Source organism: Rhodovarius lipocyclicus (assembly GCF_009900765.1).
Classification (GTDB): domain Bacteria; phylum Pseudomonadota; class Alphaproteobacteria; order Acetobacterales; family Acetobacteraceae; genus Rhodovarius; species Rhodovarius lipocyclicus.
In genome coordinates, this window is sequence record NZ_JAAABL010000016.1 from 1 (window position 1) to 22857 (window position 22857).

Annotated in this window: 24 protein-coding genes; 8 read left to right on the forward strand and 16 right to left on the reverse strand. The window is 69.7% G+C overall.

Features of this window, described 5'->3' with window-relative positions:
• Nucleotides 1-322 precede the first annotated feature (322 nt).
• The 10 genes from GT007_RS12290 to GT007_RS12335 form a co-directional block, all read right to left on the reverse strand.
• Entirely contained in the window at nucleotides 323-1690 is a 1368-nt protein-coding gene (locus tag GT007_RS12290; RefSeq protein ID WP_160121913.1) for an amidohydrolase family protein, read from the reverse strand.
• Nucleotides 1691-1741: 51 nt separating this feature from the next.
• Nucleotides 1742-3136: a malonyl-CoA decarboxylase gene (locus GT007_RS12295; RefSeq protein ID WP_160121914.1), complete on the reverse strand. Its 1395-nt coding sequence runs from the start codon at nucleotides 3134-3136 to the stop codon at nucleotides 1742-1744.
• Nucleotides 3137-3199: 63 nt separating this feature from the next.
• A complete protein-coding gene (locus GT007_RS12300) occupies nucleotides 3200-4822 on the reverse strand; it encodes an ABC-F family ATP-binding cassette domain-containing protein (RefSeq protein WP_160121915.1) in 1623 nt (540 codons plus the stop codon).
• Between the two features lie 201 nt (nucleotides 4823-5023).
• Nucleotides 5024-5905: a dTDP-4-dehydrorhamnose reductase gene (rfbD, locus tag GT007_RS12305; protein WP_160121916.1), complete on the reverse strand. Its 882-nt coding sequence runs from the start codon at nucleotides 5903-5905 to the stop codon at nucleotides 5024-5026.
• Nucleotides 5905-6471 carry a dTDP-4-dehydrorhamnose 3,5-epimerase gene (rfbC, locus tag GT007_RS12310; protein WP_160121917.1) on the reverse strand — a complete coding sequence of 189 codons (567 nt, stop codon included), beginning with the start codon at nucleotides 6469-6471 and terminating at the stop codon, nucleotides 5905-5907. Before rfbC ends, rfbD begins: the two co-directional genes overlap by 1 nt.
• Entirely contained in the window at nucleotides 6471-7349 is an 879-nt protein-coding gene (gene rfbA, locus GT007_RS12315; RefSeq protein ID WP_160121918.1) for a glucose-1-phosphate thymidylyltransferase RfbA, read from the reverse strand. Before rfbA ends, rfbC begins: the two co-directional genes overlap by 1 nt.
• Nucleotides 7346-8416 (reverse strand): dTDP-glucose 4,6-dehydratase, encoded by a 1071-nt coding sequence (rfbB, locus tag GT007_RS12320; protein ID WP_160121919.1) that lies wholly within the window; start codon nucleotides 8414-8416, stop codon nucleotides 7346-7348. Before rfbB ends, rfbA begins: the two co-directional genes overlap by 4 nt.
• Before the next feature lie 81 nt (nucleotides 8417-8497).
• A complete protein-coding gene (locus GT007_RS12325; protein ID WP_160121920.1) occupies nucleotides 8498-9154 on the reverse strand; it encodes a phosphoribosyltransferase in 657 nt (218 codons plus the stop codon).
• A complete protein-coding gene (gene galE, locus GT007_RS12330; protein WP_160121921.1) occupies nucleotides 9151-10155 on the reverse strand; it encodes a UDP-glucose 4-epimerase GalE in 1005 nt (334 codons plus the stop codon). Before galE ends, GT007_RS12325 begins: the two co-directional genes overlap by 4 nt.
• Before the next feature lie 96 nt (nucleotides 10156-10251).
• A complete protein-coding gene (locus GT007_RS12335; RefSeq protein WP_160121922.1) occupies nucleotides 10252-11055 on the reverse strand; it encodes a phytoene/squalene synthase family protein in 804 nt (267 codons plus the stop codon).
• A 78-nt stretch (nucleotides 11056-11133) separates the two neighbouring features.
• Between GT007_RS12335 and GT007_RS12340 the strand changes: the two genes are divergently transcribed.
• A complete protein-coding gene (locus GT007_RS12340) occupies nucleotides 11134-11772 on the forward strand; it encodes a superoxide dismutase (protein ID WP_160121923.1) in 639 nt (212 codons plus the stop codon).
• A gap of 229 nt (nucleotides 11773-12001) precedes the next feature.
• Here GT007_RS12340 and GT007_RS12345 read toward each other — a convergent pair whose 3' ends face one another.
• From GT007_RS12345 to rplM, 6 genes are all read right to left on the reverse strand, one after another.
• Nucleotides 12002-12625, reverse strand: a complete 624-nt coding sequence (locus GT007_RS12345) for a hypothetical protein (RefSeq protein WP_160121924.1) — start codon at nucleotides 12623-12625, stop codon at nucleotides 12002-12004.
• 5 nt (nucleotides 12626-12630) lie between these two features.
• Entirely contained in the window at nucleotides 12631-13200 is a 570-nt protein-coding gene (locus GT007_RS12350; RefSeq protein ID WP_160121925.1) for a hypothetical protein, read from the reverse strand.
• Nucleotides 13201-13276: 76 nt separating this feature from the next.
• Nucleotides 13277-13798: a gamma carbonic anhydrase family protein gene (locus tag GT007_RS12355; RefSeq protein ID WP_160121926.1), complete on the reverse strand. Its 522-nt coding sequence runs from the start codon at nucleotides 13796-13798 to the stop codon at nucleotides 13277-13279.
• Nucleotides 13795-14733: an N-acetyl-gamma-glutamyl-phosphate reductase gene (gene argC, locus GT007_RS12360; protein WP_160121927.1), complete on the reverse strand. Its 939-nt coding sequence runs from the start codon at nucleotides 14731-14733 to the stop codon at nucleotides 13795-13797. The genes GT007_RS12355 and argC overlap by 4 nt, the downstream gene beginning before the upstream one ends.
• Nucleotides 14734-14879: 146 nt before the next feature.
• A complete protein-coding gene (gene rpsI / locus GT007_RS12365) occupies nucleotides 14880-15377 on the reverse strand; it encodes a 30S ribosomal protein S9 (RefSeq protein WP_160121928.1) in 498 nt (165 codons plus the stop codon).
• Between the two features lie 15 nt (nucleotides 15378-15392).
• A complete protein-coding gene (rplM, locus tag GT007_RS12370) occupies nucleotides 15393-15869 on the reverse strand; it encodes a 50S ribosomal protein L13 (RefSeq protein WP_160121929.1) in 477 nt (158 codons plus the stop codon).
• Nucleotides 15870-16026: 157 nt separating this feature from the next.
• Between rplM and GT007_RS12375 the strand changes: the two genes are divergently transcribed.
• The 7 genes from GT007_RS12375 (at nucleotide 16027) to GT007_RS12405 (ending at nucleotide 22834) form a co-directional block, all read left to right on the forward strand.
• Nucleotides 16027-17001, forward strand: coding sequence for a Bug family tripartite tricarboxylate transporter substrate binding protein (locus GT007_RS12375; protein ID WP_160121930.1), 975 nt, complete (start codon nucleotides 16027-16029; stop codon nucleotides 16999-17001).
• A 19-nt stretch (nucleotides 17002-17020) separates the two neighbouring features.
• Entirely contained in the window at nucleotides 17021-18730 is a 1710-nt protein-coding gene (locus tag GT007_RS12380) for a dihydroxy-acid dehydratase (RefSeq protein ID WP_160121931.1), read from the forward strand.
• Nucleotides 18720-19841 carry an NAD(P)H-binding protein gene (locus GT007_RS12385; protein ID WP_328798947.1) on the forward strand — a complete coding sequence of 374 codons (1122 nt, stop codon included), beginning with the start codon at nucleotides 18720-18722 and terminating at the stop codon, nucleotides 19839-19841. The genes GT007_RS12380 and GT007_RS12385 overlap by 11 nt, the downstream gene beginning before the upstream one ends.
• Nucleotides 19842-19846: 5 nt before the next feature.
• On the forward strand, nucleotides 19847-21022 hold the full coding sequence (locus GT007_RS12390; RefSeq protein WP_160121932.1) for a M20 aminoacylase family protein: 1176 nt from the start codon (nucleotides 19847-19849) through the stop codon (nucleotides 21020-21022).
• Between the two features lie 119 nt (nucleotides 21023-21141).
• On the forward strand, nucleotides 21142-21666 hold the full coding sequence (locus tag GT007_RS12395) for a chromate transporter (protein WP_160121933.1): 525 nt from the start codon (nucleotides 21142-21144) through the stop codon (nucleotides 21664-21666).
• Entirely contained in the window at nucleotides 21663-22199 is a 537-nt protein-coding gene (locus GT007_RS12400; RefSeq protein WP_160121934.1) for a chromate transporter, read from the forward strand. The genes GT007_RS12395 and GT007_RS12400 overlap by 4 nt, the downstream gene beginning before the upstream one ends.
• Nucleotides 22200-22204: 5 nt before the next feature.
• Nucleotides 22205-22834, forward strand: a complete 630-nt coding sequence (locus GT007_RS12405) for a flavin reductase family protein (RefSeq protein WP_160121935.1) — start codon at nucleotides 22205-22207, stop codon at nucleotides 22832-22834.
• Nucleotides 22835-22857 lie beyond the last annotated feature (23 nt).

The following is a 22857-nucleotide window of genomic DNA, read 5'->3' on the forward strand; positions in this document are numbered from 1 at the left end:
GTTCTTCTCGCGATTTCCTCTCGCCACACTCGACCTCAGGGACGAAACACCCCATCTCAAAACCGTCAGGGATGTCTCCGTACACCTGTCAAACATCTCTCCAGTCTGAACAGCCCCCGAACCCCCAGTCAGGGGCTCCGCCCCTGACAACCCCGCCAAAGGCCGAGAGGCCTTTGGAAACCGGGCGTTATTGAAAAGCCAGGGAGGGGACGATGTCCCCTCCCTGGCTTTTCAACTTCTGGGGTCCAGGGGCCTTTCGGCTCCTGGCGGGGGTGCAGGGGGCGGAGCCCCTGGCTGGGGGCCCCGGGGGCGAAGCCCCCGCCTACCCCGCGAAGGCTGCCTGTGCCTCCGGCAGGGCCCAGATCTTCTCCACCGCGGCCGCGCCCGCGCGGGTCAGGGCGGCCTCGTCCACGCCAGGCAGGCGACCGCCTTCCAGGATCATGCGGCCGTCCACCATCACCAGGTCGATATTGGCGCGGTTGGCCAGCCAGATCAGCGCGCGGCGGGGATCGTGCATGGGTTGCAGGTGGGGGTGGGTCATGTCGACGGCCGTGATGTCGGCCAGCGCGCCGGGAATGAGGCGCCCGAGGTCGGGCCGCGCGATGGCGTCGGCGGCATGGCGGGTCACGGCGTCGATCAGTTCGGGCGCGGTGGCGACGGTGGCGCTGTGCTCCGTCACCTTGCTGATGATGGCCGCCGCGTTGAGTTCGCCCAGCATGTCCATGTTGTAGCCGTCGGTGCCGACCAGGGTGCGGATGCCGGCGCCGGCGAAGCGCGCGAAGCTGGCCGTGGTGCCGGAGCGCGCGAAGACGCGCGGGCAGTTCAGCACCACCGTGCCGCGCGCGGCCATCAGGGCCAGGTCGCTGTCGCTGCTGGCCACGGCATGGGCCGCCAGCAGCCCCGGCAGCACGCCCAGCCGGTCCAGGTATTCGGCGGGAGAACAGCCATGGCGGGCCTGGATGGTCGCGACCTCGGAGGGGCTTTGCGCCAGATGGGTGGTGAAGGGCACGCCCAGTTCGGCGGCGCGGGCATGGGCGGCGCGCAGCAGCTCGGGGCCGCAGGTGTCGGTGGCGTGGGGGCTCATGGCCAGGCGGATGCGGCCGTTGCCCTGGCCTTCCCATTGGGCATGCAGGGCATTCCATTCGGCGAAAGCGGCCTCGCCGCTGTCCGCCATGGCGTAGTCCACGCTGCCATCCGGCCGCGCCTTGGCATCGACGGAAAACAGATAGGGGGCGCCATAGAAGCGCAGGCCCATCTCCAGCGCGGCGTCGAACATCTCGGCCATGCCGGCGCGGAAGGGTTCCATCACCGTGGTGGCGCCGCCCTTCAGCAATTGCAGCACGCCGAGCCGCGCGACCGCCATGCGCTCCTCGGCGCTCAGCAGTTCGGCGCCGCGCTTCGAGAGCGGCATCAGCACGGTATAGACGATGGACTGGTTGTTCTTGCGGCCGTTGCCGTCCTCGGTGTGGGTACGGGCCACGGCCTCGCTGAAGCAGTGATTGTGCAGGTTCATCAGCCCGGGCAGCAGGAAGCGGCCGGGGGCGTCGTGCACGATGTCGGCGGCGGGCCGGCCGGGCTGGATGGCCACGATCCGGTTGCCCTCGACCAGCACCCAATGGTCGCGCAGCACGGCCTGGGCGCCGTCGCGCTCCGTCAGCACATGGGAACCGAAAAGGGCGATGCGCGGCATGGCGGCCTCCGGGAACGAGTGCCCCGGTATGGCCCGCCACGCCGCCTGTGGCTACGCCTTCAGCAGCTTCTTCACGGCGGTGCTGGCGGCGCGCTTGCCCTCGCCGGCATAGGCCTCGTGCTGGTCCTCGATCTTCGCCAGGTCGTACAGGTAGTTCACCATCAGCCCGGCGCTCTCGGCCATGCCCTTGGGCGAGGTATCGGCCAGCCAGTTGATGCGTTCCACCCGCGCGCCGTTGGACAGGTGGAAATGCCCCACCGGGTCCCGCGCGCGCTTGGGGTTGCGGCCGGCCTCATGCACCAGATAGCGGGCGCAGAGGCGGACCAGCACCGGCTCCAGCACCGTGGCCACCGCGGCCTCACGCGGCCAGTTGCGGCGCGCCAGCAGCAGGGAGAGCGCGGCCAGCGGATGCGTGCCCGCCGCGGCGCCGGAGGCCTGGCGCAGCGCCAGCGCCTCGGCCTCGGTCAGCAGCGTGTCGTCGGCGGCCTGCTCGCGCTCGTTCAGCCAGCGGGTGAAGCCCGGGATGGGGGAGAGGGTGGCGAATTGCTTGAGCGAGCGCAGCTCGCTGCCCAGCACCTCCACCACGCGCTTGATCAGGAAATTGCCGAAGGCGATGCCGTCCAGCCCGCGCTGGCAGTTGTTGATGGAATAGAAGATGGCGGTGTCGGCCTGCCTGGGGTCCAGCACCGGGGCCTTTTCGTCCAGCAGCCCCTGCACGCTGCCGGACAGGCCCTGCACCAGCGCGACCTCCACGAAGATCAGCGGCTCCTGCGGCATGCGCGGGTGGAAGAAGGCGTAGCAGCGGCGGTCGCTGTCCAGCCGGTTCTTCAGGTCGCGCCAGGTGCGGATGCGGTGCACCGCCTCATAGGCCACCAGCTTTTCCAGCAGCGAGGCGGGGCTGGACCAGTCGATGTGGCGCAGCTCCAGGAAGCCCAGGTCGAACCAGCTGGTCAGCAGGCCGCGCAGGTCGGCCTCCAGCGCGGCCAGCAGGGCGTCGTCGCCCTTCAGGGTGATCAGCTCCGCGCGCATGTCCACCAGCAGCTTCACGCCATCGGGGATGTTGGCGAACTGCGTCAGCAGCCTGAGGCGCGGCGGCTCCAGCGCCTGGCGCAGCCGCACCTTGGCGGCGGCCCGGCCGGAGATGTCGGTGGTCTTGCTCAGCGCCTCCACCGCGCGGGTCACGCGCTCCACATCGGAATCGAAGCCCGCCAGGGTGCGCAGGAAATGCCTGCGCCCGGCCAGGTCCGCATCCAGATAGGTGTGGGCGAGACCGGCCGCGCGGGCCCGGGCCGAGACCTCGCCGCCACGGGCGTCGAGGCAGGCCTGCATGCGCTGCGTCAGGTCGGTTTCGGGTTCGCTCTGGGGGGAGACGCGCTCCCGCCACAGGGCCGTGACGCGCTTCAGCGCGCGGTCGATCAGGCTTTCGCCAGTGAGGACTTCCGACATGGCGGCGATGCTAGCACGAAATACCGGGAAACAAAGCGCGAGATAAGGTGCCCCCGCCGCCTCTCAGCTCCGCAGCCCCGGCGCTTCCTGCCCGGTCCGCGCCACGTATTCGGTGTAGCCGCCACCGTACTGGTGAATGCCCTCCGGCGTCAGCTCCAGCACCCGGTTGGACAGTTCCGCCAGGAAGTGCCGGTCATGCGAGACGAACAGCATCGTCCCCTCATAGGATTTCAGCGCCTCGATCAGCATTTCCTTGGTGGCCATGTCCAGGTGGTTGGTCGGCTCGTCCAGCACCAGGAAGTTCGGCGGGTCATACAGCATCTTGGCCATGACCAGCCGGGCCTTCTCGCCGCCCGACAGCACGCGGCACTTCTTCTCCACCTCATCGCCCGAGAAGCCGAAGCAGCCCGCGAGCGCGCGCAGGGAACCCTGGGCGGCGCGGGGGAAGGCATCCTCCAGAGCCTCGAACACGCTGTGGTCGCCGTCCAGCAGCTCCATCGCGTGCTGGGCGAAATAGCCCATCTTCACGCTGCTCCCGAGCGCCACGCTGCCCGCATCCGGGTCGGTGGAGCCGGTGACCAGCTTCAGCAGGGTGGATTTGCCGGCACCGTTCACGCCCAGCACGCAGCAGCGTTCCCGCCGGCGGATCAGCAGGTCCAGGCCCTGATAGATCACCCGGCTGCCATAGCTTTTGTGCACGCCCTTCAGGTTCGCCACATCGTCGCCGGAGCGCGGCGCGGGCAGGAACTCGAAGGCCACGGTCTGCCGGCGCTTGGGCGGCTCGACGCGCTCGATCTTGTCCAGCTTCTTCACCCGGCTCTGCACCTGGGAGGCATGGGAAGCGCGGGCCTTGAAGCGCTCGATGAACTTGATTTCCTTGGCCAGCATCGCCTGCTGGCGCTCGAACTGCGCCTGCTGCTGCTTTTCGTTCAGCGCGCGCTGCTGCTCGTAGAACTCATAATCGCCCGAGAAGCTGGTCAGGCTGCCGCCGTCGATCTCGATCACCTTGTTGATGATGCGGTTCATGAACTCGCGGTCGTGCGAGGTCATCAGCAGCGCGCCCTCATAGCCGCGCAGGAAATTCTCCAGCCAGATCAGGCTTTCGAGGTCGAGATGGTTCGACGGCTCGTCCAGCAGCATCACGTCCGGGCGCATCAGCAGGATGCGGGCCAGCGCCACGCGCATCTTCCACCCGCCCGAGAGCTGGCCGACATCGCCGTCCATCATCTCCTGCGTGAAGGAAAGGCCGTCCAGCACCTCCCGCGCCTGGCTTTCCAGCGCGTAGCCGCCCAGCTCCTCGAAGCGGGCCTGCACCTCGCCGAAGCGCTCGATCAGCGCCTCCATCTCATCCATGCGGTCGGGGTCGGCCAGCGCCGCCTCCAGCTCCCGCAGCTCGGCCGCGACGGTGCTGACGTCGCCCGCGCCATCCATCACCTCGGCCACCGCGCTGCGGCCCGACATCTCGCCCACATCCTGGCTGAAGAAGCCGATGGTGACGCCGCGATCGACCAGCACCAGCCCCTCATCGGGCTGGTCCCGGCCGGTGATCATGCGGAACAGGGTGGATTTGCCGGCCCCGTTGGGACCGACGAGGCCGATCTTCTCGCCCCGTTGCAGGGCGGCCGAGGCCTCAATGAACAGCAATTGCTGGCCGTTCTGCTTGCTGATGTTGTCGAGCCGGATCATGGCCGGGCTTATGCCACGTCCGGCTGCCGCGAACAGGCCCCAGGGCCTTTGAACAGTTGGGGCCGGGATGCGGTCAGCGAGGGATTTTTCGGTCCCGCAAGGCGGAATGGGATGGCGATGGCTCTATCGGCATCCCATGACAACGCCGCGGGGCCGGAAAAGCGCCGCTGAACGCGCCCGCAACCCAACTGTTCACAGGCCCTACAGCAGAACCTTCAACACCCGGTCGAGCCCTTGTTGCCAGTTCGGCATCTCGATGCCGAACACGTCGCGCAGCTTGTCCAGCACCAGCTGGCTGTTGGCCGGGCGCACGGCCTTGGTGGGGTATTCCTCCGTGGTGATGGCATGCACCACCGGGCGCGGCCCGCCGCGTTGCGCCGCCGCCGCGAAGATCGCCTCCGCGAAGCCGTGCCAGGAGACGTGGCCGGCATTGGTGGCATGGAACACGCCACGGTACTGCGGCTGCCAGCCGGTCTCGCGGATCCTGGCCAGCACCTTGGCGATGGCGTCCGCCAGGTCGGGGGCGGCCGTCGGGTTGCCCCACTGGTCGGCCACCACCTTCAGCTCCGGCCGGGTGGCGCCCACGGCCAACATGGTCTTCACGAAATTCCTGCCGACCGGGCTCACGACCCAGGCGGTGCGCATCACCACCGTCTGGGGGTTGGCCGCCAGCGCCGCCCATTCCCCCGCCAGCTTGGTGCGGCCATAGGCCCCGACCGGGCGCGGATCGTCGGTCTCGACATAGGGATCGGGCTTCTGCCCGTCATAGACATAATCGGTGCTGATCTGGATCAGCGGAATGCCCGCCTCCGCCGTCAGCCGGCCCAGCAGGGCGGGGCCCAGCGCATTGGCGCGGAAGGCACCCGGCTCGTCGTCCTCGGCCGCGTCCACCGCGGTCCAGGCGGCGCAGTTCACCACCGCGTCGGGGCGCAGCGCGGCGAAGGCCGCCTCCACCGTCTCCGGCTTGTCGAACTCGAAATCGGGCTGGCCGACCGGCAGAGGCTCGAAGCCCAGGGCCGGCAGGGCTTCCAGCAGGCCGGTGGCCAACTGCCCCCCCTGCCCGGTCACCAGGATCCGCTTCATCAGACGCTGCCTTTCGGGAAGATGGGGGCCAGATCGGCCAGCTTCGGCGCCACGCGGTCCTTGTCGGACAGCACCGGCCCCTGCGGCGGCAGCGGCCAGTCGATGGCCAGCGCCGGATCGTTCCACAGGATGCCGCCATCCGCCTCGCGGTTGTATTCGGCATCCACCTTGTACAGCACCTCGGTATCGGGCTCGAGCGTGATGAACCCGTGCGCGAAGCCGCGCGGCACCCACAGCTGCCGCCAATTCTCCGCGGACAGCTCCATCCCGACATACTGGCCGTAGGTGGGCGAACCCTCACGGATGTCCACCGCCACATCCAGGATGCGCCCGCGCACCACCCGCACCAGCTTGCCCTGGGCATGCGGCGCGCGCTGGAAATGCAGCCCGCGCAGCACCCCCACCTCCCGCGACAGGGAGTGGTTGTCCTGCACGAAATCCGCGGCGAAACCCTGGGCCTCCAGGGCCGAACGCTTCCAGACCTCGCTGAAGAAGCCGCGCGCGTCGCCGAAGCGCGCGGGTTCGATCAGCAGAACCTCCGGGATGGCCTGCGGGATGACCTTCATCAGCGCGGCCCCTCCGCCACTTCCAGCATGTACTGGCCATAGGCGGTCTTGCCGAGCGCCTTGCCCTGCGCCTTCAGCTGCTCGGCGCTCAGCCAGCCCTGGTAGAAGCCGATCTCCTCCGGGCAGGCCACGACCAGGCCCTGGCGCTCCTGCACGGTCTGCACGAAGGTCGCGGCCTGCAGCAGGCTGCCCGGCGTGCCGGCATCGAGCCAGGCGAAGCCCCGGCCCAGCTGCTCGGCGTTCAGCGTGCCGTCCTCCATGTAGAGGATATTCATGTCGGTGATCTCAAGCTCGCCGCGGGCGGAGGGCTTCACCCGCTTGGCCATCTCGACCACGCGCTTGTCGTAGAAGTACAGGCCGATCACCGCCCAGTCGGATTTGGGCTTCAGCGGCTTCTCCTCCAGCGACAGCACGCGGCCGCTGGCGTCGAATTCGGCCACGCCATAGCGCTCCGGGTCCGCCACGCGATAGCCGAAGACGGTGGAGATCCCGCCCTTGGCGCGCTCCGCCGCGTCCACCAGCTTCTTCGACAGGCCGCCGCCATAGATGATGTTGTCGCCGAGCGCCAAGGCGCAGGGCTCATCGCCGATCCATTCCTCCCCGATCAGGAAGGCCTGGGCCAGCCCGTCCGGCGAGGGCTGCTCGGCGTAGGTCAGCGTGATGCCGAACTGGCTGCCATCGCCCAGCAGGCGCTTGAAGCTGGGCAGGTCATGCGGGGTGGAGATCAGCAGGATATCCTTGCAGCCGGCCAGCATCAGGGTGCTGAGCGGGTAATAGACCATCGGCTTGTCGTAGACCGGCAGCAATTGCTTGCTGGCGGCGAGCGTCATGGGGTGCAGGCGCGTGCCCGAACCGCCTGCCAGAATAATGCCCTTCATTCGCCTGCCTTCTCGCTCTTGGTGCCCAGCCGTTGCCCGGCATAGGCCCGGTCGCGGATCGGCCGCCACCAGGCCTCGTTGTCCAGATACCAGCGGATGGTGTGTTCCAGCCCGCTTTCGAAATCGAAGCGCGGCTTCCAGCCCAGCGCCCGCTCGGCCCCCGAAGGGTCCATCGCATAGCGGAAATCATGGCCGGGCCGGTCGCGCACATAGGTGATCAGCCGCGCGCGGGGGCCGGCGGGGTCGGGGCGCAGCCGGTCCAGCGTGGCGCAGATCGCCTGCACCACCTGCAGGTTGGAACGCTCCTGCCGGGGGCCGATGCAATAGGTCGCACCCACCTGCCCGTTCAGCAGCGCCAGCACCAGCGCCTCCGCGTGGTCCTCCACATGCAGCCAGTCGCGCACGTTGGAGCCATCGCCATAGACGGGCAGCGGCCGCCCCTCCAGCGCGTTCAGCGTGACCAGCGGGATCAGCTTCTCGGGGAACTGCCAGGGGCCGTAGTTGTTCGTCGTGTTGGAGACGAAGGTCGGCAACCCGTAGGTGTGCTGCCAGGCCCGCACCAGATGGTCCGACGCGGCCTTGGAGGCCGAATAGGGGCTGCGCGGGTCATAGGCGGTGTGCTCGTCGAACGGCGCGTCGCCGTGGTGCAGAGAGCCGAACACCTCGTCGGTCGAGACGTGGTGGAAACGGAAATCCTCCTTGGCGGCGGCGTCGAGCCCGGTCCAATAGGCGCGGGCGGCTTCCAGCAGCACCTGTGTGCCGACGATGTTGGTCTGGATGAATTCCGCCGGCCCGTCGATGGAACGGTCCACATGGCTTTCGGCGGCCAGGTGGATGACCCGGCGCGGCTTGTGCGTGGCGAAGGCGGAGCGCATCGCCTCGGCGTCGCAGATATCGGCCCGGATGTTGATCAACCGCGGGTTGCCCGCGTGCATGCCCAGAGATTCCGGGCTGGCGGCGTAAGTCATCTTGTCGATGTTCACCACCACCTCGCCGGTCGCCGCGAGCAAATGGCGCACCACCGCCGAACCAATGAAGCCGAAGCCCCCCGTCAAAAGGATCGCCACTTGCACCTCATCGTTTCAGGTTAAGGTTGTAGCGCTGGTATAGCTGACGGCGCGCACCTCTCAAGAGGCCAAAAACAGTCCCTAAAACGCGGCTTTTTCTTGCCATCCATTGGAAACATGCCGCAGCAAGGGCGTGGCGAAGGCCCAGCGCACCGGCACCTGCGCGGGCCAGCCCCCCCGCCAGCGGTCACCTTGCGCCAACGCGACCGCCAGCGCCACCGGCACCACATTGAGCAACCGCAACAAAGCCAGGCCCGCGAGGGCGGAGGAACCGGTGGAGATCACGTCGTCCACCAGCAGCACGCGCCGCCCGCGCAACCGGTGCGCGACGCGCGGGTCGAGCCACAACCGCCGCTCGCCCGGCCCGGTGGAGGAGCTGATGGGCACGCTCAATTCTTCGTCATACCAGCGCTTGCGGGTGTATCCGGCCGCCACCCAGTTGGGATGGCCCAGCATTTCCGCGATCTGCGGGGCGAACACCTGGCCCAAAGTGGGCAGGCCCAGCACCACCTCCGGCGCCAGGTCGCGCACGGCATCGGTCATCCAGCCCGACAGGGCGCGCGCCACCGCGAAGCTGGTCTGGTTGGCGATCAGCCCGGTGACGCCCACATCGCCGTAATCCCGGATGGGCAGTTCCAGCACGCGCCCATCGGGCATGCGGGCGGGATAGAAATCCCGCCACGGCGGGGGCGCCGCCTCCTCGGTGAAGACCTGCCAGGGTTCCCGCGGCGCCGTCATGCCGCCTGACGCTGGCGCGAGGCGTAGCCATCCGGATTGGCCAGGTGCCAGGCCCAGGCCGTCCGCACGATGTCGTCCAGCTTGTCCAGCCGCGGCGTCCAGCCCGTCTCGGCCCGCAGCCGCTCGGAGCCCGCCACCAGCGCCGGCGGGTCGCCCTCGCGCCGCTCGCCCAGGCTGTGCGGCACCTCGCGCCCGGACACGCGCTCCAGCGAGGCAATCACCTCCTTCACCGAATACCCCGTGCCATTGCCGATGTTGTAGGCCACCGAGCCTTCCTCCAGCCGCGGCAGCACCGCCAGATGCGCCGCCGCCAAATCGGCCACGTGCACATAGTCGCGCACCGCCGTGCCGTCCGGCGTGTCGTAATCCGTGCCGAACACCGTCACCGGCGTCTCACGCCCCAGCGTCGCCAGGATCGCGCGCGGGATCAGATGCGTCTCGGGCGTGTGGTCCTCACCGGCACGGCCCTTCGGGTCGGCGCCGGCGGCGTTGAAATAGCGCAGGCACGCGCTGCGCAGCCCGTGCGCGCTCTCGGCCCAGGCCAGCGCCTGCTCCACCATCAGCTTGCTCTCGCCATACGGGTTCACCGGCTCGGCCGGCGCGTTCTCCGGGATCGGCGTGCTGCGCGGCACGCCGAAGATCGCGGCCGTGGAGCTGAACACGAAGCGCTTCACATCGGCCTTGATCGCGGCCTCGGCCAGGTTGATCGAATTGCCCACATTGGTGCGGATGTAGCGCAGCGGCTCGCGCATGCTTTCGCCCACCAGGGACAGCGCCGCCAGGTGGAACACCGCGTCGAACTTCCAGCCCGCCATCACCTCGTCCACCGCGGCCCGGTTGGCCAGGTCCACCTCGCACAGCTGCACCTGGGCGGGCACGGCCGCACGGTGTCCGGTGCTCAGATTATCCAGGACCACCACCTCGTCGCCGCGGTCGAGCAGCGCAAGCACCACATGGCTGCCGACATAACCGGCTCCACCACTCACCAGATACCGGGCCATGGGCCAGACTCCTCAGGGCGGCGCCACCATCATTGGGCGCCGGCACAGCTTTAACCAACAGAATGTGGTGCAAGAATGACGCACCGCAGCGGAATGCTATGCCCTGGCCAGGACCCAGCCGAGCAGGATGGACAGCCTGTCGCCCGTGCCGCGCGCGGCGGGCCTGCCGGCGGCGATCCCCGCCAGATCCCGCCGGGCGGCAATCGCGGGCAGCGCCGCGGCCAACAGCGGGCGCGGCCAGCGGCGCGGCTTAGGCAGGCCCGCCAGCGCCTGGGCCGCGAGGCGCCGGGCCAGGGGCTGGGTCGCGGCGGGGTCGGCGATCGCTTCCTCCAGCGTCAGCCCGGCTTCGGCCAGCAGGTCCAGCGGCAGCAGGCAGCGCCCGCGTGAGGCCAGCAGCCCCGTATTGCGCAGCAGCGCGGCCAGCCCCTGCGCGGCACCGTGTTCCTGCAAGGCCAGCAGCTCCGGCCCCGTGGCGCCCAGCAGCCGGCCCATGGCGACCGCCAGCCCGCCATGCGCGCCGCGCAGATAGGCGGCGAAGGCGGCGGCGGTCGGGATGCCTTCCTCTTCCAGCTCCGCCTCCCGCGCATCGGCCAGCGCCAGCAGGCCGGGCGCGTCGAGCAGGCCGGCGGCGATGGCGGCGTGCAGGGGCTCCGCCACCTCATGCTTGCGGGGGGGCTTGCCGGCGGCCGCTTCCTCGATCGCGTCGCGCCACCATTGCAGGCGGATGGCCGCGATCAGCGGGTTCGACGCCACCTCCCGCGCGCGGCCCAGCTCATGGTGCAGGCCGGCCAGGGCGAAGGCGGCCTCCCGCCTGTCCGGCGGCGCGAACAGGGTGGTGAAGAAGCGGTCGGGCTCATGCTGGCGCACATAGGCGCCGAGGGGGGAAAGGCTCTCAGCCATGGGAAGGGCTTACAGGCTTGGTTGACGGCTTGCCACCCGGCCCTCATCTTCCGGGCAGCTTCCTCAAGGAGAGAACGCATGGCTTTCACCCTCCCCTCCCTCGGCTACTCCACCAGCGCCCTTGCCGCCAACGGCATGTGCCAGGAGACGCTGGAGCTGCACCACGGCAAGCACCACAACGCCTATGTGACCGCGCTGAACGGCCTGATCGAATCCAAGGGCCTGGCCGGCAAGTCGCTGGAAACCATCGTGGCCGAGGCCGGTAAGGCCGGCGCCGACGGCCTGCCCGTGCTGAACCAGGCCGGCCAGCACTTCAACCATGTGCTGTTCTGGCAGGTGATGAGCCCCACGGGCGGTGGCGACAAGCTGCCGGCCAAGCTCGCCGCCAAGATCGACAGCGACCTGGGCGGCCTCGCGGCCTTCAAGGAAGCCTTCAAGCAGGCCGGCGTGACGCAGTTCGGCTCGGGCTGGGCGTGGCTGATCCTGAAGGCCGACGGCAAGCTGGCCGTGACCAAGACGGCGAACGGCGCCAACCCGCTCTCCACCGGCGAAGGCACGCCCATCCTGGGCGCCGACGTGTGGGAGCACGCCTACTACCTCGACTTCCGCAACGTGCGCCCGAACTACCTGGACAACTTCCTGAACAAGCTGGTGGCGTGGGATGTGGTCGAGGAACTGCTCGAGAAGGGCGGCCTGAGCACCGGCCAGGTGGCCTGAGGTCAGGGCCGAGGGGCTCCGCCCCCCCAAAGGGCGTAAAGACCGAGGGGCTCTGCCCCTCGGACACCCCGCCAAAGGCCGAAAGGCCCTTGGAACCCATGAATTGGCGCTTCACCTTCCCGGGTGAGGCGCCATTTTCATTTTGAATTCATTGGGAAACACCTGCCCAAGGCCGGTGCCAAACTCCTGGGGTGCAGGGGCCGGGAAGGGCGGCGCCCCTCCCGGGGCGCTACCTGTCCGTATTCCCGCCCAGCCCCGGCGTCGTGATCGCCAGCGCCGCGTTCTCCGACCCGCGCACCCCGCGCCAGGCGTTTTCCGCGTCCAGCCGGGTCACTTCCTCACGCAGCAGGGTGGTGGCGATCGCCGATTGCGGCAGCCCGCCCATCCGCGCCAGGCGTTCCAGCGGCGGCAGGCCCTCGGGGTTGGTGATGGCGCCCAGGGCCGCGCGCGCGGCCGCGTCGTCGCCCGCCAGAAGGGCCCGCCGCGTGGCGAGCAGCCCCGCGATGGCCTGGGCGCGCGGCACGGATTCGGCCATGCCCAGCGCGCCCCGCTGCTCGCGGCTGGCGCCTTCCAGCTGCTGGCGCACCGCCTCGGAGAAGGAATTGAAGCGCGGGTCCTGGTCCAGCCAGACCAGCACCTGCTCGTTCCGCGCCACGGCCTGGGCCATGGCGGCGGGGTGGCCGTTCAGGGCCTGCCCGCCATCGCCGAAGGCATCGGCCAGCGCCGAGACCTGGCCGCGCACCGGGTCACCCGGCACCGTCAGCGCGGCGGGCGGGATCACGGGGCGCCGCTGCAACTCGGCGCAGCCCATGGTGCCGAGGACCAGCACCAGGGGAAGGAAGCGGGAGCCCATCAGGATCACAACGGCGCCGACTGGCGGCTCTGCTGGCGGTCGATCTGCACGCGCTGCAGGGCCCGCTCGGCGGCGGATGCCGCATTGGCGGTGACCGGCAGGGGCGGCAGGGCCTGCAGCCGGGCGATGGTGGCCGCAGGCTGCGGGAAGACCGCGGGCGACAGCGCCTGGGTGGCCCCGGCCGTGTCACGCGCACGCAGCGCGCGGGAGGCCGCGTAGAACCCATCCACCACCGCCTGCGGGCTGGCGTCGGAGGCGACGCCCATCGCGCCGCGCAACTCGGTGCGGGCGGCGGCCAGCTGCAGGGTCTCCTGGCCCAGGAAGCTGTAGCGCGGGTCCTGCGGCAGGCTGGCTGCCAGGTATTCCATGTTGCCCAGGGCCCGGGCGGCCGCCGCAGGGTCCCGCAGGGCGTTGCGGTCGTTGAAGGCATAGGCGGTGCTGTAGATGGCCGCCTGGGTGGGGTCGCCGGCGCCCGCGACGGCATCGGCCGGCAGGGTCGCGCTGGGCGGAAGCGGGGGAAGCGGGCCGCAGGCCACGACGGGCAGCAGCGCGAGAGCGGCAATCACGAAACGCATGGGTAGGATCCTCCTGCGCGCCGGAATCTGGGCGCTTCAACCGCTTCGCGCAACATACGGAGCGGCCATGATCGGGTTACAGGCTGTAACGATGCCTCTGGGCCAGCTCCACGTAATGCGGCGCGGTGCGGTCGAAACCCGCCCGGCGTTCCTCCGTCAGCACCTGTACCAGCTTGGCGGGGTTTCCCATCCACAATTCCATCCGCCCCACCCGCTTGCCGGGCGGCAGGACAGAGCCCGCGGCGAGCACCCCGCCCTCCTCCACCACCGCGCCGTCCAGCACCGTGGCGCCCATGCCGATGAAGGCGCGGTCATGCAGGGTGCAGGCATGGATAATGGCGGCGTGGCCCACCGTCACATCCTCTCCGATCAGCGTCGGCAGCCGGCCGGCGGTGACATGCACGATGGTGCCGTCCTGGATGTTGCTGCGGGCGCCGACCACGATGCGGTCGGTGTCGCCGCGCAGCACGCAATGGTACCAGACATTGGCCCCGGCCCCGATCGTGACATCCCCGATCACGGCCGCCGTGGGCGCGACCCAGGCGGTGGCATCCACCACCGGGGTCTTGCCCTCGAAGGGATAGAGCGGGCCGCTCATGCCGCCAGGCGGGTTTCGACCGGCACGCCCAGCATCACGCCCAGGTTCTGCACCGCGGCGCCCGAGGCGCCCTTGCCCAGATTGTCGTAGCGCGAGACCAGCAGCGCTTGGCGGTGGGCATCGCTGAAATACACCCGCAGCTCGATGGCGTTGGTGTTGTTCAGCGCCTGCGGCTCCAGCCTATCCTTCGGGTCGCCGGCCAGCACGGTCACGTACTCGCTGCCGGCGTGGTGGGCGCGGATGCACTCCAGCAAATCCGCGCCGCTGGGGCTGCCGGGCAGCGTGTCCAGATGCAGCGGGATGCTGTCGATCATGCCCTGGGCGTAGTCGGCCACGGAGGGGATGAAGATCGGCCGCCGGGTCAGGCCCGAATAGTGCTGCAGCTCCGGCACATGCTTGTGCTGGAAGCCGAGGCCGTACAGCTCGAAATCATTGCCCTTGCGGGATTCGTACAGCTCCACCATCGCCTTGCCGCCGCCCGTGTAGCCGGAGACGGCGTTGACCGAGATGGGATAATCGGCGGGCAGGATGCCGGCATCGACCAGCGGGCGCAGCATCAGGATCGGGCCGGTCGGGTAGCAGCCGGGGTTGGAGACGCGTGGGGCCGCCGCGATCGCGCGGGCCTGGGCCGGCGAAAGCTCCGGCATGCCATAGGTCCAGTCGGGGTTCACCCGGTGGGCGGAGGAGGCATCGAGCAGCCGGGGGGCGCGGGCGCCGAGCGAGGCGGCCATGGCGGCCGATTCCTTGGCCGCGTCATCGGGCAGGCACAGGATGACGACATCCACCTCGGCCATCAGGGCGCGCTTGGCCTCCGCGTCCTTGCGCAGCTCCGGGGCGATGGAACGCACGCTGATGTGCGGCAGCCGGGCCAGACGCTCACGGATCTGCAGCCCCGTCGTGCCGGATTCGCCGTCGATGAACACGCTATGGGCCATGGATCTCTCCTTCGCTGGGCAGTTGGCCGGTGAGGATGCGGGTTTGCAAGGGGTGGAAATGCGAAAAGGGCGGGTCCTCGCGGACCCGCCCCTTCCTGATGACACTCGGTCGACGTGAACCGGCGGCTGACGCCGGTCCGCGGGCGTCAGCGCTTGCTGAACTGGAAGCTACGTCGGGCCTTGGCCTTACCGTACTTCTTGCGCTCGACGGAACGGCTGTCGCGGGTCAGGAACCCGGCCTTCTTCAGGATGCCGCGCAGTTCGGGCTCGTAGTTGCACAGGGCGCGGCTGATGCCGTGGCGCACGGCGCCGGCCTGGCCGGAAAGCCCGCCGCCCTTGACCGTGCAGATCACGTCGAAAGCCTGGTAGCGGTCGGCCACCAGGAAGGGCTGGGTGATGATCATCCGCAGCACCGGGCGCGCGAAATACTTGCTCTGCGGGTCGCCGTTGATGACGATCTCGCCCTTGCCGGGCTTGATCCACACGCGGGCGACCGCGTTCTTGCGGCTGCCGGTGGCATAGGCACGCCCCTGGGCATCGCGCTTGGGCTCACGCTTCACCGCATCGGACACGGCGGCGGCCGGGGAGGCGGCCACCAGGGTCTTCAGATCGGCCAGGGAGGAGGCAGAAGTCTGTTCGCTCATGATCTCAGCCGATCCTTACTTAGCCGAAGCCACGTTCTTGCGGTTCATCGAAGCCACGTCCAGCACGACGGGCTGCGTGCCCGCATGCGGATGCTCCGGACCGGCATAGACGTGCAGGTTCTTCATCTGCTGGCGGCCCAGCGGGCCACGGGTGATCATGCGCTCCACGGCCTTCACCACCACGCTCTCGGGGTGCTTGCCGGTCAGGCGCTCGGTCACCGTGCGCTCCTTGATGCCGCCGGCGTAGCCGGTGTGCCAGTAGAAGACGCTCTGCTCGGCCTTGTTGCCGGTCACGCGCACCTTGTCGGCGTTCACGATGATCACGTGATCACCGCAATCGACGTGCGGGGTGAAGGTGGCCTTGTGCTTGCCGCGCAGGCGGTTCGCCACGATGGTCGCGAGGCGGCCGAGGATCAGCCCCTCGGCATTCACGACCACCCAGCCCTTCTGCACTTCGGCGGGCTTGATGGATTTGGTCTGAGTCTGAAGCATGGTCTTTCGCCAAGAACTGTGGCGGCGATATGCCCGCTGACCACGCGCGGGTCAAGCGAAACCCCGGTTTTTTTTGTTGCGGTAATATAATACCGCATCCCCGCTTGCGCTGTTCCGGCGGCCCGGGCAGGCTCCCCCTACCCTGCCGGAGACGCCCATGACCAGCCGCCGCTCGCTGCTCGCCGCCCCTGCCCTGCTGGCTACCCCGGCCCGGGCGCAAACCCCCGCCTGGCCCGGCAGCCAGCCCGTCACGGTGGTGGTGCCCTATGCCGCCGGCAGCGCGTCGGACCTGCTGGGGCGCATCATCCAGCAGGGGCTGCAGACGCGGCTGGGCGGCAGCTTCGTGATGGACAACCGGCCGGGCGGCTCCTCGACGCTCGCCAGCCGCTATGTGAAGGCGGCGCGCCCCGACGGCCACACCCTGCTGCTGGGCACGGTGGCGGGCATGACCATCGCGCCCCAGGTGGTGCGCAACCCGGGCTTCGACCCGGTCGAGGATTTCTCCCATGTCTCCGTGCTGGTCGATACGGTGGCGCTGCTGGTGGCCAACCCGCGCTGGCGCTCGCTGGAGGAACTGCTCGCGGCCGCGAAGCGGCGCCCGGGTGAGCTGACCTATGCCAGCTGGGGCGTGGGCGGCACCGGCCACCTGCCGATGGTGGAGCTGCTGCGCCTGGCCGGAGCGGACATGCTGCATGTGCCCTATACCAGCAGCCCGCCCGCGCTGACGGATGTGATCGCGGGGCGCATCGACTGCATGCTGATGCTGCTGGGCGCGGGCAAGTCGCATCTGGCCGAGGGCCGGCTGCGAGCGCTGGGTGTGGCGAATCCGGTCCGAACCGACCAGTTGCCGGACCTGCCGACCATCGCCGAGCAGGGCTTCCCGGGCTTCGGCATCGCGGGCTGGTACGCCATGCTGGGCCCGAAGGGCGTGCCGGAACCCATCCTGGAGCGGCTGCGCGCGGCACTGGCCGAGACCCTGGCCGAACCCGCCGCGCGGGAGACGCTGGGCCAGAACGGCTTCGCCCCCGTGGCCGCGGCCGAGCTGGGCGGTCCCCCCTTGCGCGCGCGCATCCAGCGTGACTTGGTGCATTTCCGGGAGCTGCTGGCCCGTGCCGGGGTGCAGCCAGAATAACAAGGCAGGAGACGCAGCCATGAGCGACGCACCCCAGAAGGATCAAGCCCCCCAAGGGCTGGGCAAGAACGCCGCCAATTACGGCGACCGCGAATTCGCCTTCTATCTGCGCCGCTCCTTCGCCGCATCCATGGGCTACACGCGCGACGCGCTGTCCCGCACCACGGTGGGCGTGGTCGATACCGCCTCCGACCTGAACAACTGCCACCGCTCCGTGCCCGACCTGATCGATGCGGTGAAGCGGGGTGTCATGCTCTCGGGCGGGCTGCCGCTGGCCTTCCCCACCGTCAGCCTGTGCGAGCCGGTGCTGAGCCCCTGCTCCATGCACTACCGCAACCTGATGGCGCTGGACACGGAGGCGATGGTCGCCGCCCAGCCGCTGGATTCGGTGGTGCTGATCGGCGGCTGCGACAAGACCGTGCCCGCCCAGCTGATGGCCGCCATCAGCGCCGATGTGCCCGCCGTGATGGTCGTGACCGGGCCGATGAGCGCCAACCGCTATCAGGGCGAGCGCTTGGCGGCCTGCACCGACTGCCGGCGTTACTGGGCGCGCTACCGCGCGGGCGATGTCTCCGAAGCGCGGATCAATGAAGTGGAGAACGCGCTGGCCGTCACGGCCGGCACCTGCGGCGTGATGGGCACGGCCAGCACCATGGCCTGCCTAGCCGCGACCCTGGGCTTCATGCCGCTGGCGGGCGCCTCCGCCCCCGCCGTGCACGCCGACCGCCTGCGCATCGCCGAGGAAGCCGGGCGGCTGGCCACCGGGCTGAAGCGCCGCCCCTCGGAGATCGTGACCTGGAAATCGGTCGAGAACGCCATGCGGGTGCTGCTGGCGCTCGGCGGTTCCACCAACGCCATCGTGCATCTGGCCGCCATCGCGGGCCGGGCGGGGGTGAAGGTGGACCTGAAGCGCCTGGACGAGATGAGCGACGAGACCCCCGTGCTGGTGGACCTGAAGCCCACCGGAGAGGGCTATATGGAGGACTTCCACTTCGCCGGCGGCATGCGCGCCCTGTTGTGGGAGCTGCGGGACCTGCTGCACCTGGATACGGTGGATGTGCACGGCCTGACGCTCGCGGAGCGCATCGGCGACGGCGGCCATTTCGTGGACCGCACCTATATCAAGGCGCGCGAGAACCCGGTGACGCCGGTGGGCGGGCTGGTCACGCTGTATGGCTCGCTGGCGCCGGATGGCGCCATCCTGAAGCGCAGCGCCGCCACCCCCGCCCTGTTCGAGCATGAGGCCGAATGCATGGTCTTCGACGGTGTCGAGGACCTGGCGCTGCGCATCGACGACGAGAACCTGCCCGTCGATGCCAACACCATCATGATCCTGAAGAACGCGGGCCCGCTGTCCCCCGCCGGCATGCCGGAGGCGGGCTACCTGCCCATCCCGCGCAAGCTGGCGCGCCAGGGCGTGAAGGACATGGTGCGGATGAGCGACTGCCGCATGTCCGGCACCGCCTTCGGCACGGTGGTGCTGCACATCTCGCCCGAGGCCGCGGCCGGTGGCCCGCTGGCGCTGGTGGAAAGCGGCGACCGCGTGCGGCTCTCGGTGAAGGAGCGCAAGCTGGACCTGCTGGTGGACGAGGCGGTGCTGGCCGCGCGCCGCGCCGCCTGGAAGGCGCCCGCGAAGCCGAAGCGCGGCTGGGACCGGCTGGTGTTCGAGCAGGTGAACCAGGCGCCCGAGGGGGCGGATTTGCGCTTTCTGACCGCCGATGGGCAGTGACACCTATTCCCGGGAGGTCATCGAGTGGTTCCTCAACGCCCAGGCCACTTATTATGAGCGTGGCGACCGCGTCGCTGACGGGCCTATCCGATGCGAAGGTTTCTACGTCGATCCCTTCTGCGACCCCGGCTGCTGCCGTCCCTGCGGCCCGTTCCCTACCAAGGCGGCCGCGCTGGAATGGTCGCGCCGCACTGGGGAGGCCATGCGCGATGGGGATGACGCCACAGACCAGGCGCTATGGGACGAGCAGTTGCGACTGTCCCGGATGGACATGATCGCGGTCATCGGCGCATCGGGCCGGTCCGGCATGGCGCTCTGCCGCCGGCTGCGGCAGCCCTTCCGGGCCGTGGTGCGCAACGCCCGGAAATGGAGCGCCAGCGGCATGGAGACGCCGCTTGCCGTCGCCGACCTGAACGACCCCGTGGCGCTGAAAGCCGCGCTGGCCGGCGTTGCCGTCGTCGTCTCCTGCGTGCATGCGCGCAACATCCCCGCCATCCTGGCCGCCGCCCCGCCCCATGCCCGCTTCGTCTTCATGGGCAGCACTCGCCGTTACTCGCGCTGGCCGGACGCGCATGGCGACGGCGTGCGCGCCGGCGAGGCCGCCTTCCTCGCCAGCGGGCGGGATGGGGTGATGGTCCATCCGACGATGATCTATGGCGCGCAGGGTGAGGACAATGTCCAGCGCCTCGCGGCGCTGATGCGCCGCCTGCCCCTACTGCCGCTGCCTGGCGGCGGCGCGAACCTGGTGCAGCCCATCCACCAGGACGATGTCAGCGACTGCCTGATCGCGGCGGCGAACATCACCGCGCCGGGCGCGCAGGTCATCACCATCGCCGGCCCCGAACCCATCCCCTACCGCGACTTCTGCGCCGCCATCGCGCGGGCCGCAGGTTTCGCGCCGCGCCCCGTGCTGCCCATCCCGGCCTGGATGCTCATCGCCGCCTCCCCGCTCACGGTCCTGCCCGGCCTGCCGCGCATCCGCGCCGCCGAGATCCGCCGCCTGACCGAGGACAAGGCCTTCGACATCGGCCCCATGCGCGCCATTCTGGGCGTGGACCCCATCTCCCTGGAGGCGGGGCTTCGCGCTACCTTTTCTCCAACCGGAGACTGAGCCCCATGCCCATCATCAACCGCATCGCCGACTTCCACCCGGAAATGACCGCCTGGCGGCGGGATTTCCACACCCATCCGGAGCTGGGCTTCGAGGAGCACCGCACCGCGGGCATCGTGGCGCAGAAGCTGCGCGAATTCGGCTGCGACCAGGTGGTGGAGGGTTTCTCCAAGACCGGCGTGATCGGCGTGATCCATGGCCAAAGTGGCCCGAACGGCCGCGCCATCGGCCTGCGCGCGGACATGGACGCGCTGCCGATCGAGGAGCAGACCGGCGCGCCCTATGCCAGCCAGACGCCCGGCAGGATGCACGCCTGCGGCCATGACGGCCACACCACCATGCTGCTGGGTGCGGCCAAATACCTCGCCGAGACCCGCAACTTCAGCGGCTCCGTCGTGCTGATCTTCCAGCCCGCCGAGGAGAACCTGGCCGGCGGCGGCGTGATGGTCGATGACGGGCTGTTCGAGAAATTCCCGGTCGAGCGCGTGTTCGGCATGCACAACTGGCCTAGCCTGCCCGCCGGCGAGTTCCACTGGCGCGAGGGCCCGATCATGGCCGCCGTCGCGAATCTGGAGGTCGAGATCACCGGCAAGGGCGCCCATGGCGCCATGCCGCATGAAGGGGTGGACCCCATCGTGGTGGCCGCGGCCATCGTGCAGGGGCTGCAATCCATCGTGGCGCGCAATGTGGAACCGGTCGAGGCCGGGGTGATCACCATCGGCCACATCAAGGGCGGCTTCACCTACAACGTCATCCCCGGCAGCGTGTCCATGCAGGGCACCGCCCGCTGGTTCAAGCCGGAGGTGGGGGACCTGCTGGAATCCCGCTTCCTGGCCATGGTGCCCCGCATCGCCGAGGCCTTCGGCGCCACCGCCGAGGCGAAGTTCCTGCGCGCCTACCCGGCCACGATCAATGAGGCCGAGAGCACCAAGCTGGCCGTGAAGGCCGCCCAGGCGGTGGCCGGCCCGGACAGGGTGCGGGAATTCGCCAAGCCCACCATGGGGGCCGAGGATTTCGCCTTCATGCTGAACGCCAAGCCTGGCAGCTATATCATGCTGGGCAGCGGGCGGACGGCGAGCGACCCGTCGCTGCACCACCCGAAATTCGACTTCAACGACGCGGTGCTGCCGGTGGGGGCGAGCTACTGGGTGCAGCTCGCCGAGCAGCTGCTGCCGCGCTAGCGGTGCGCTTCATGCAGCCCGTTCCTGCCCCGAAGCTCTCCCGGCGCACCGCTCGCCTTGAGTTCGGCGGGCCGATTCACGCCGCTGTCGGTTCCCGACAGCGGCGATCGGACCACTAGGTGCCCACCGCCGCCCAGCTTTTCGCCGCCTATTTCCAGGTCGGCATCTCCGGCTTCGGCGGCGCGAATGCCTGGGCGCGCTATGTGGTGGTGGAAAAGCGCGGCTGGCTGACCGATGCCGAATACGCCGCGCGCCTGGGCCTGGGGCAGGTGCTGCCGGGCCCCAACGCGATGAACTGCGCCATCATCATCGGCCATGAATTCGCGGGCGTGCCGGGGGCCATCGCGGCGGTCACCGGCATGTTCGCGGGGCCGCTGTCGCTGCTGTGCGGGCTGGCGGCACTCTATGACCGGTATGGGGAGCTGCAGCCGGTGCGCGGCGCGCTGGCCGGGGTGGCCGCGGGTGCGGCGGGGATGATGCTGGGCACGGCGCTGAAGCTGGCCCGGCGCTCGAAACCCACCTGGCCCATGTGGGCGGTGCTGGCGGCCGCACTCGGGGCATCGCTGTGCGGCGTCTCCATCGGCTGGATCCTGCTGGTGCTGGGGCCCATCGGCATCCTGACCGCGCGGATGGAGCGCCCATGAAGGACCTGATGGCGCTGATGGCCGGGCTGGCGCCGCTCTCGCTGATGGCGGTCGGCGGGGGCAGCACGGTGCTGGCGGACATGCACCGGCTGATCGTGGAACAGCATGGCTGGATGGACGATGCGGCCTTCGCCCGGCGCTATGCGCTGGCGCAGGCCGCACCGGGGCCGAACATCCTGGTCGTGGGGCTGTTCGGCTGGCATGTGGCCGGGCCCATCGGGGTGCTGGGGGCCACGCTGGCCATGTGCGGGCCGGCCTTCCTGCTGGCGCTGGGCTTCGCCGCCACCCGCCGGCGGTTCGAGGGCGCGCATTGGCTGCGGCTGATCGAACGCGGGCTGGTGCCGATGGCGATCGGCCTCGCCGCGGCCTCCGCCCTGCATCTGGGGGGTGCGGCGGTGGCCGCCTGGGGCCCCAGGCCGCTGTGGGGGGCCGCGATCATGGCCGCCACCACCGCCGTCGTGTTCTTCACCAAACGCTCGCCGCTGTGGATGCTGGCGGGCGGCGCCGTGCTCGGCGTGTTGCTCATAGGATGACCGGGATGACCTATTTCTACGAACCGCGCCAAGGCCACGGCCTGCCGCATGATCCGCTGAAGGCCATCGTGGCGCCGCGCCCGATCGGCTGGATCTCCACGCTGGATGCGCAGGGGCGCTCGAACCTGGCCCCCTACAGCTTCTTCAACGCGGTGCATTCGCGCCCGGCCCTGCTGGCCTTCACCTCCGAAGGGTTCAAGCACAGCGCGGCTAATGCGGTGGCCAGCGGCGAATTCGTGTTCAACCTGGCCACCCGCACCCTGTTCGACGCGATGAACGCCAGCTCCGCCACCATGGCCGAGGGCGTCAGCGAGTTCGAGGCCGCGGGCATCCCCGCCGCCCCCTGCCGCGTGGTGAAGGCACCGCGCGTGGCCGAAAGCCCCGCCAGCATGGAATGCAAGGTGGTGCACCATATGGAAATGCTGGACATCGACGGCAAACCCACCGACGGCTTCCTGGTGATCGGCCAGGTGGTGGGGGTGCATATCGCGGAATGGGCGCTGAAGGACGGCCGGTTCGACATGGTGGCCGCACGCACCATCGCCCGCTGCGGCTACCGTGACTATGTGGAGGTGAGCGAGTTGTTCACCGTGGAACGGCCGGACGACAAGCCGCGCGGGGTGAGCTTCGGGTGAGGGTGGAACCGGGGCTTCGCCCC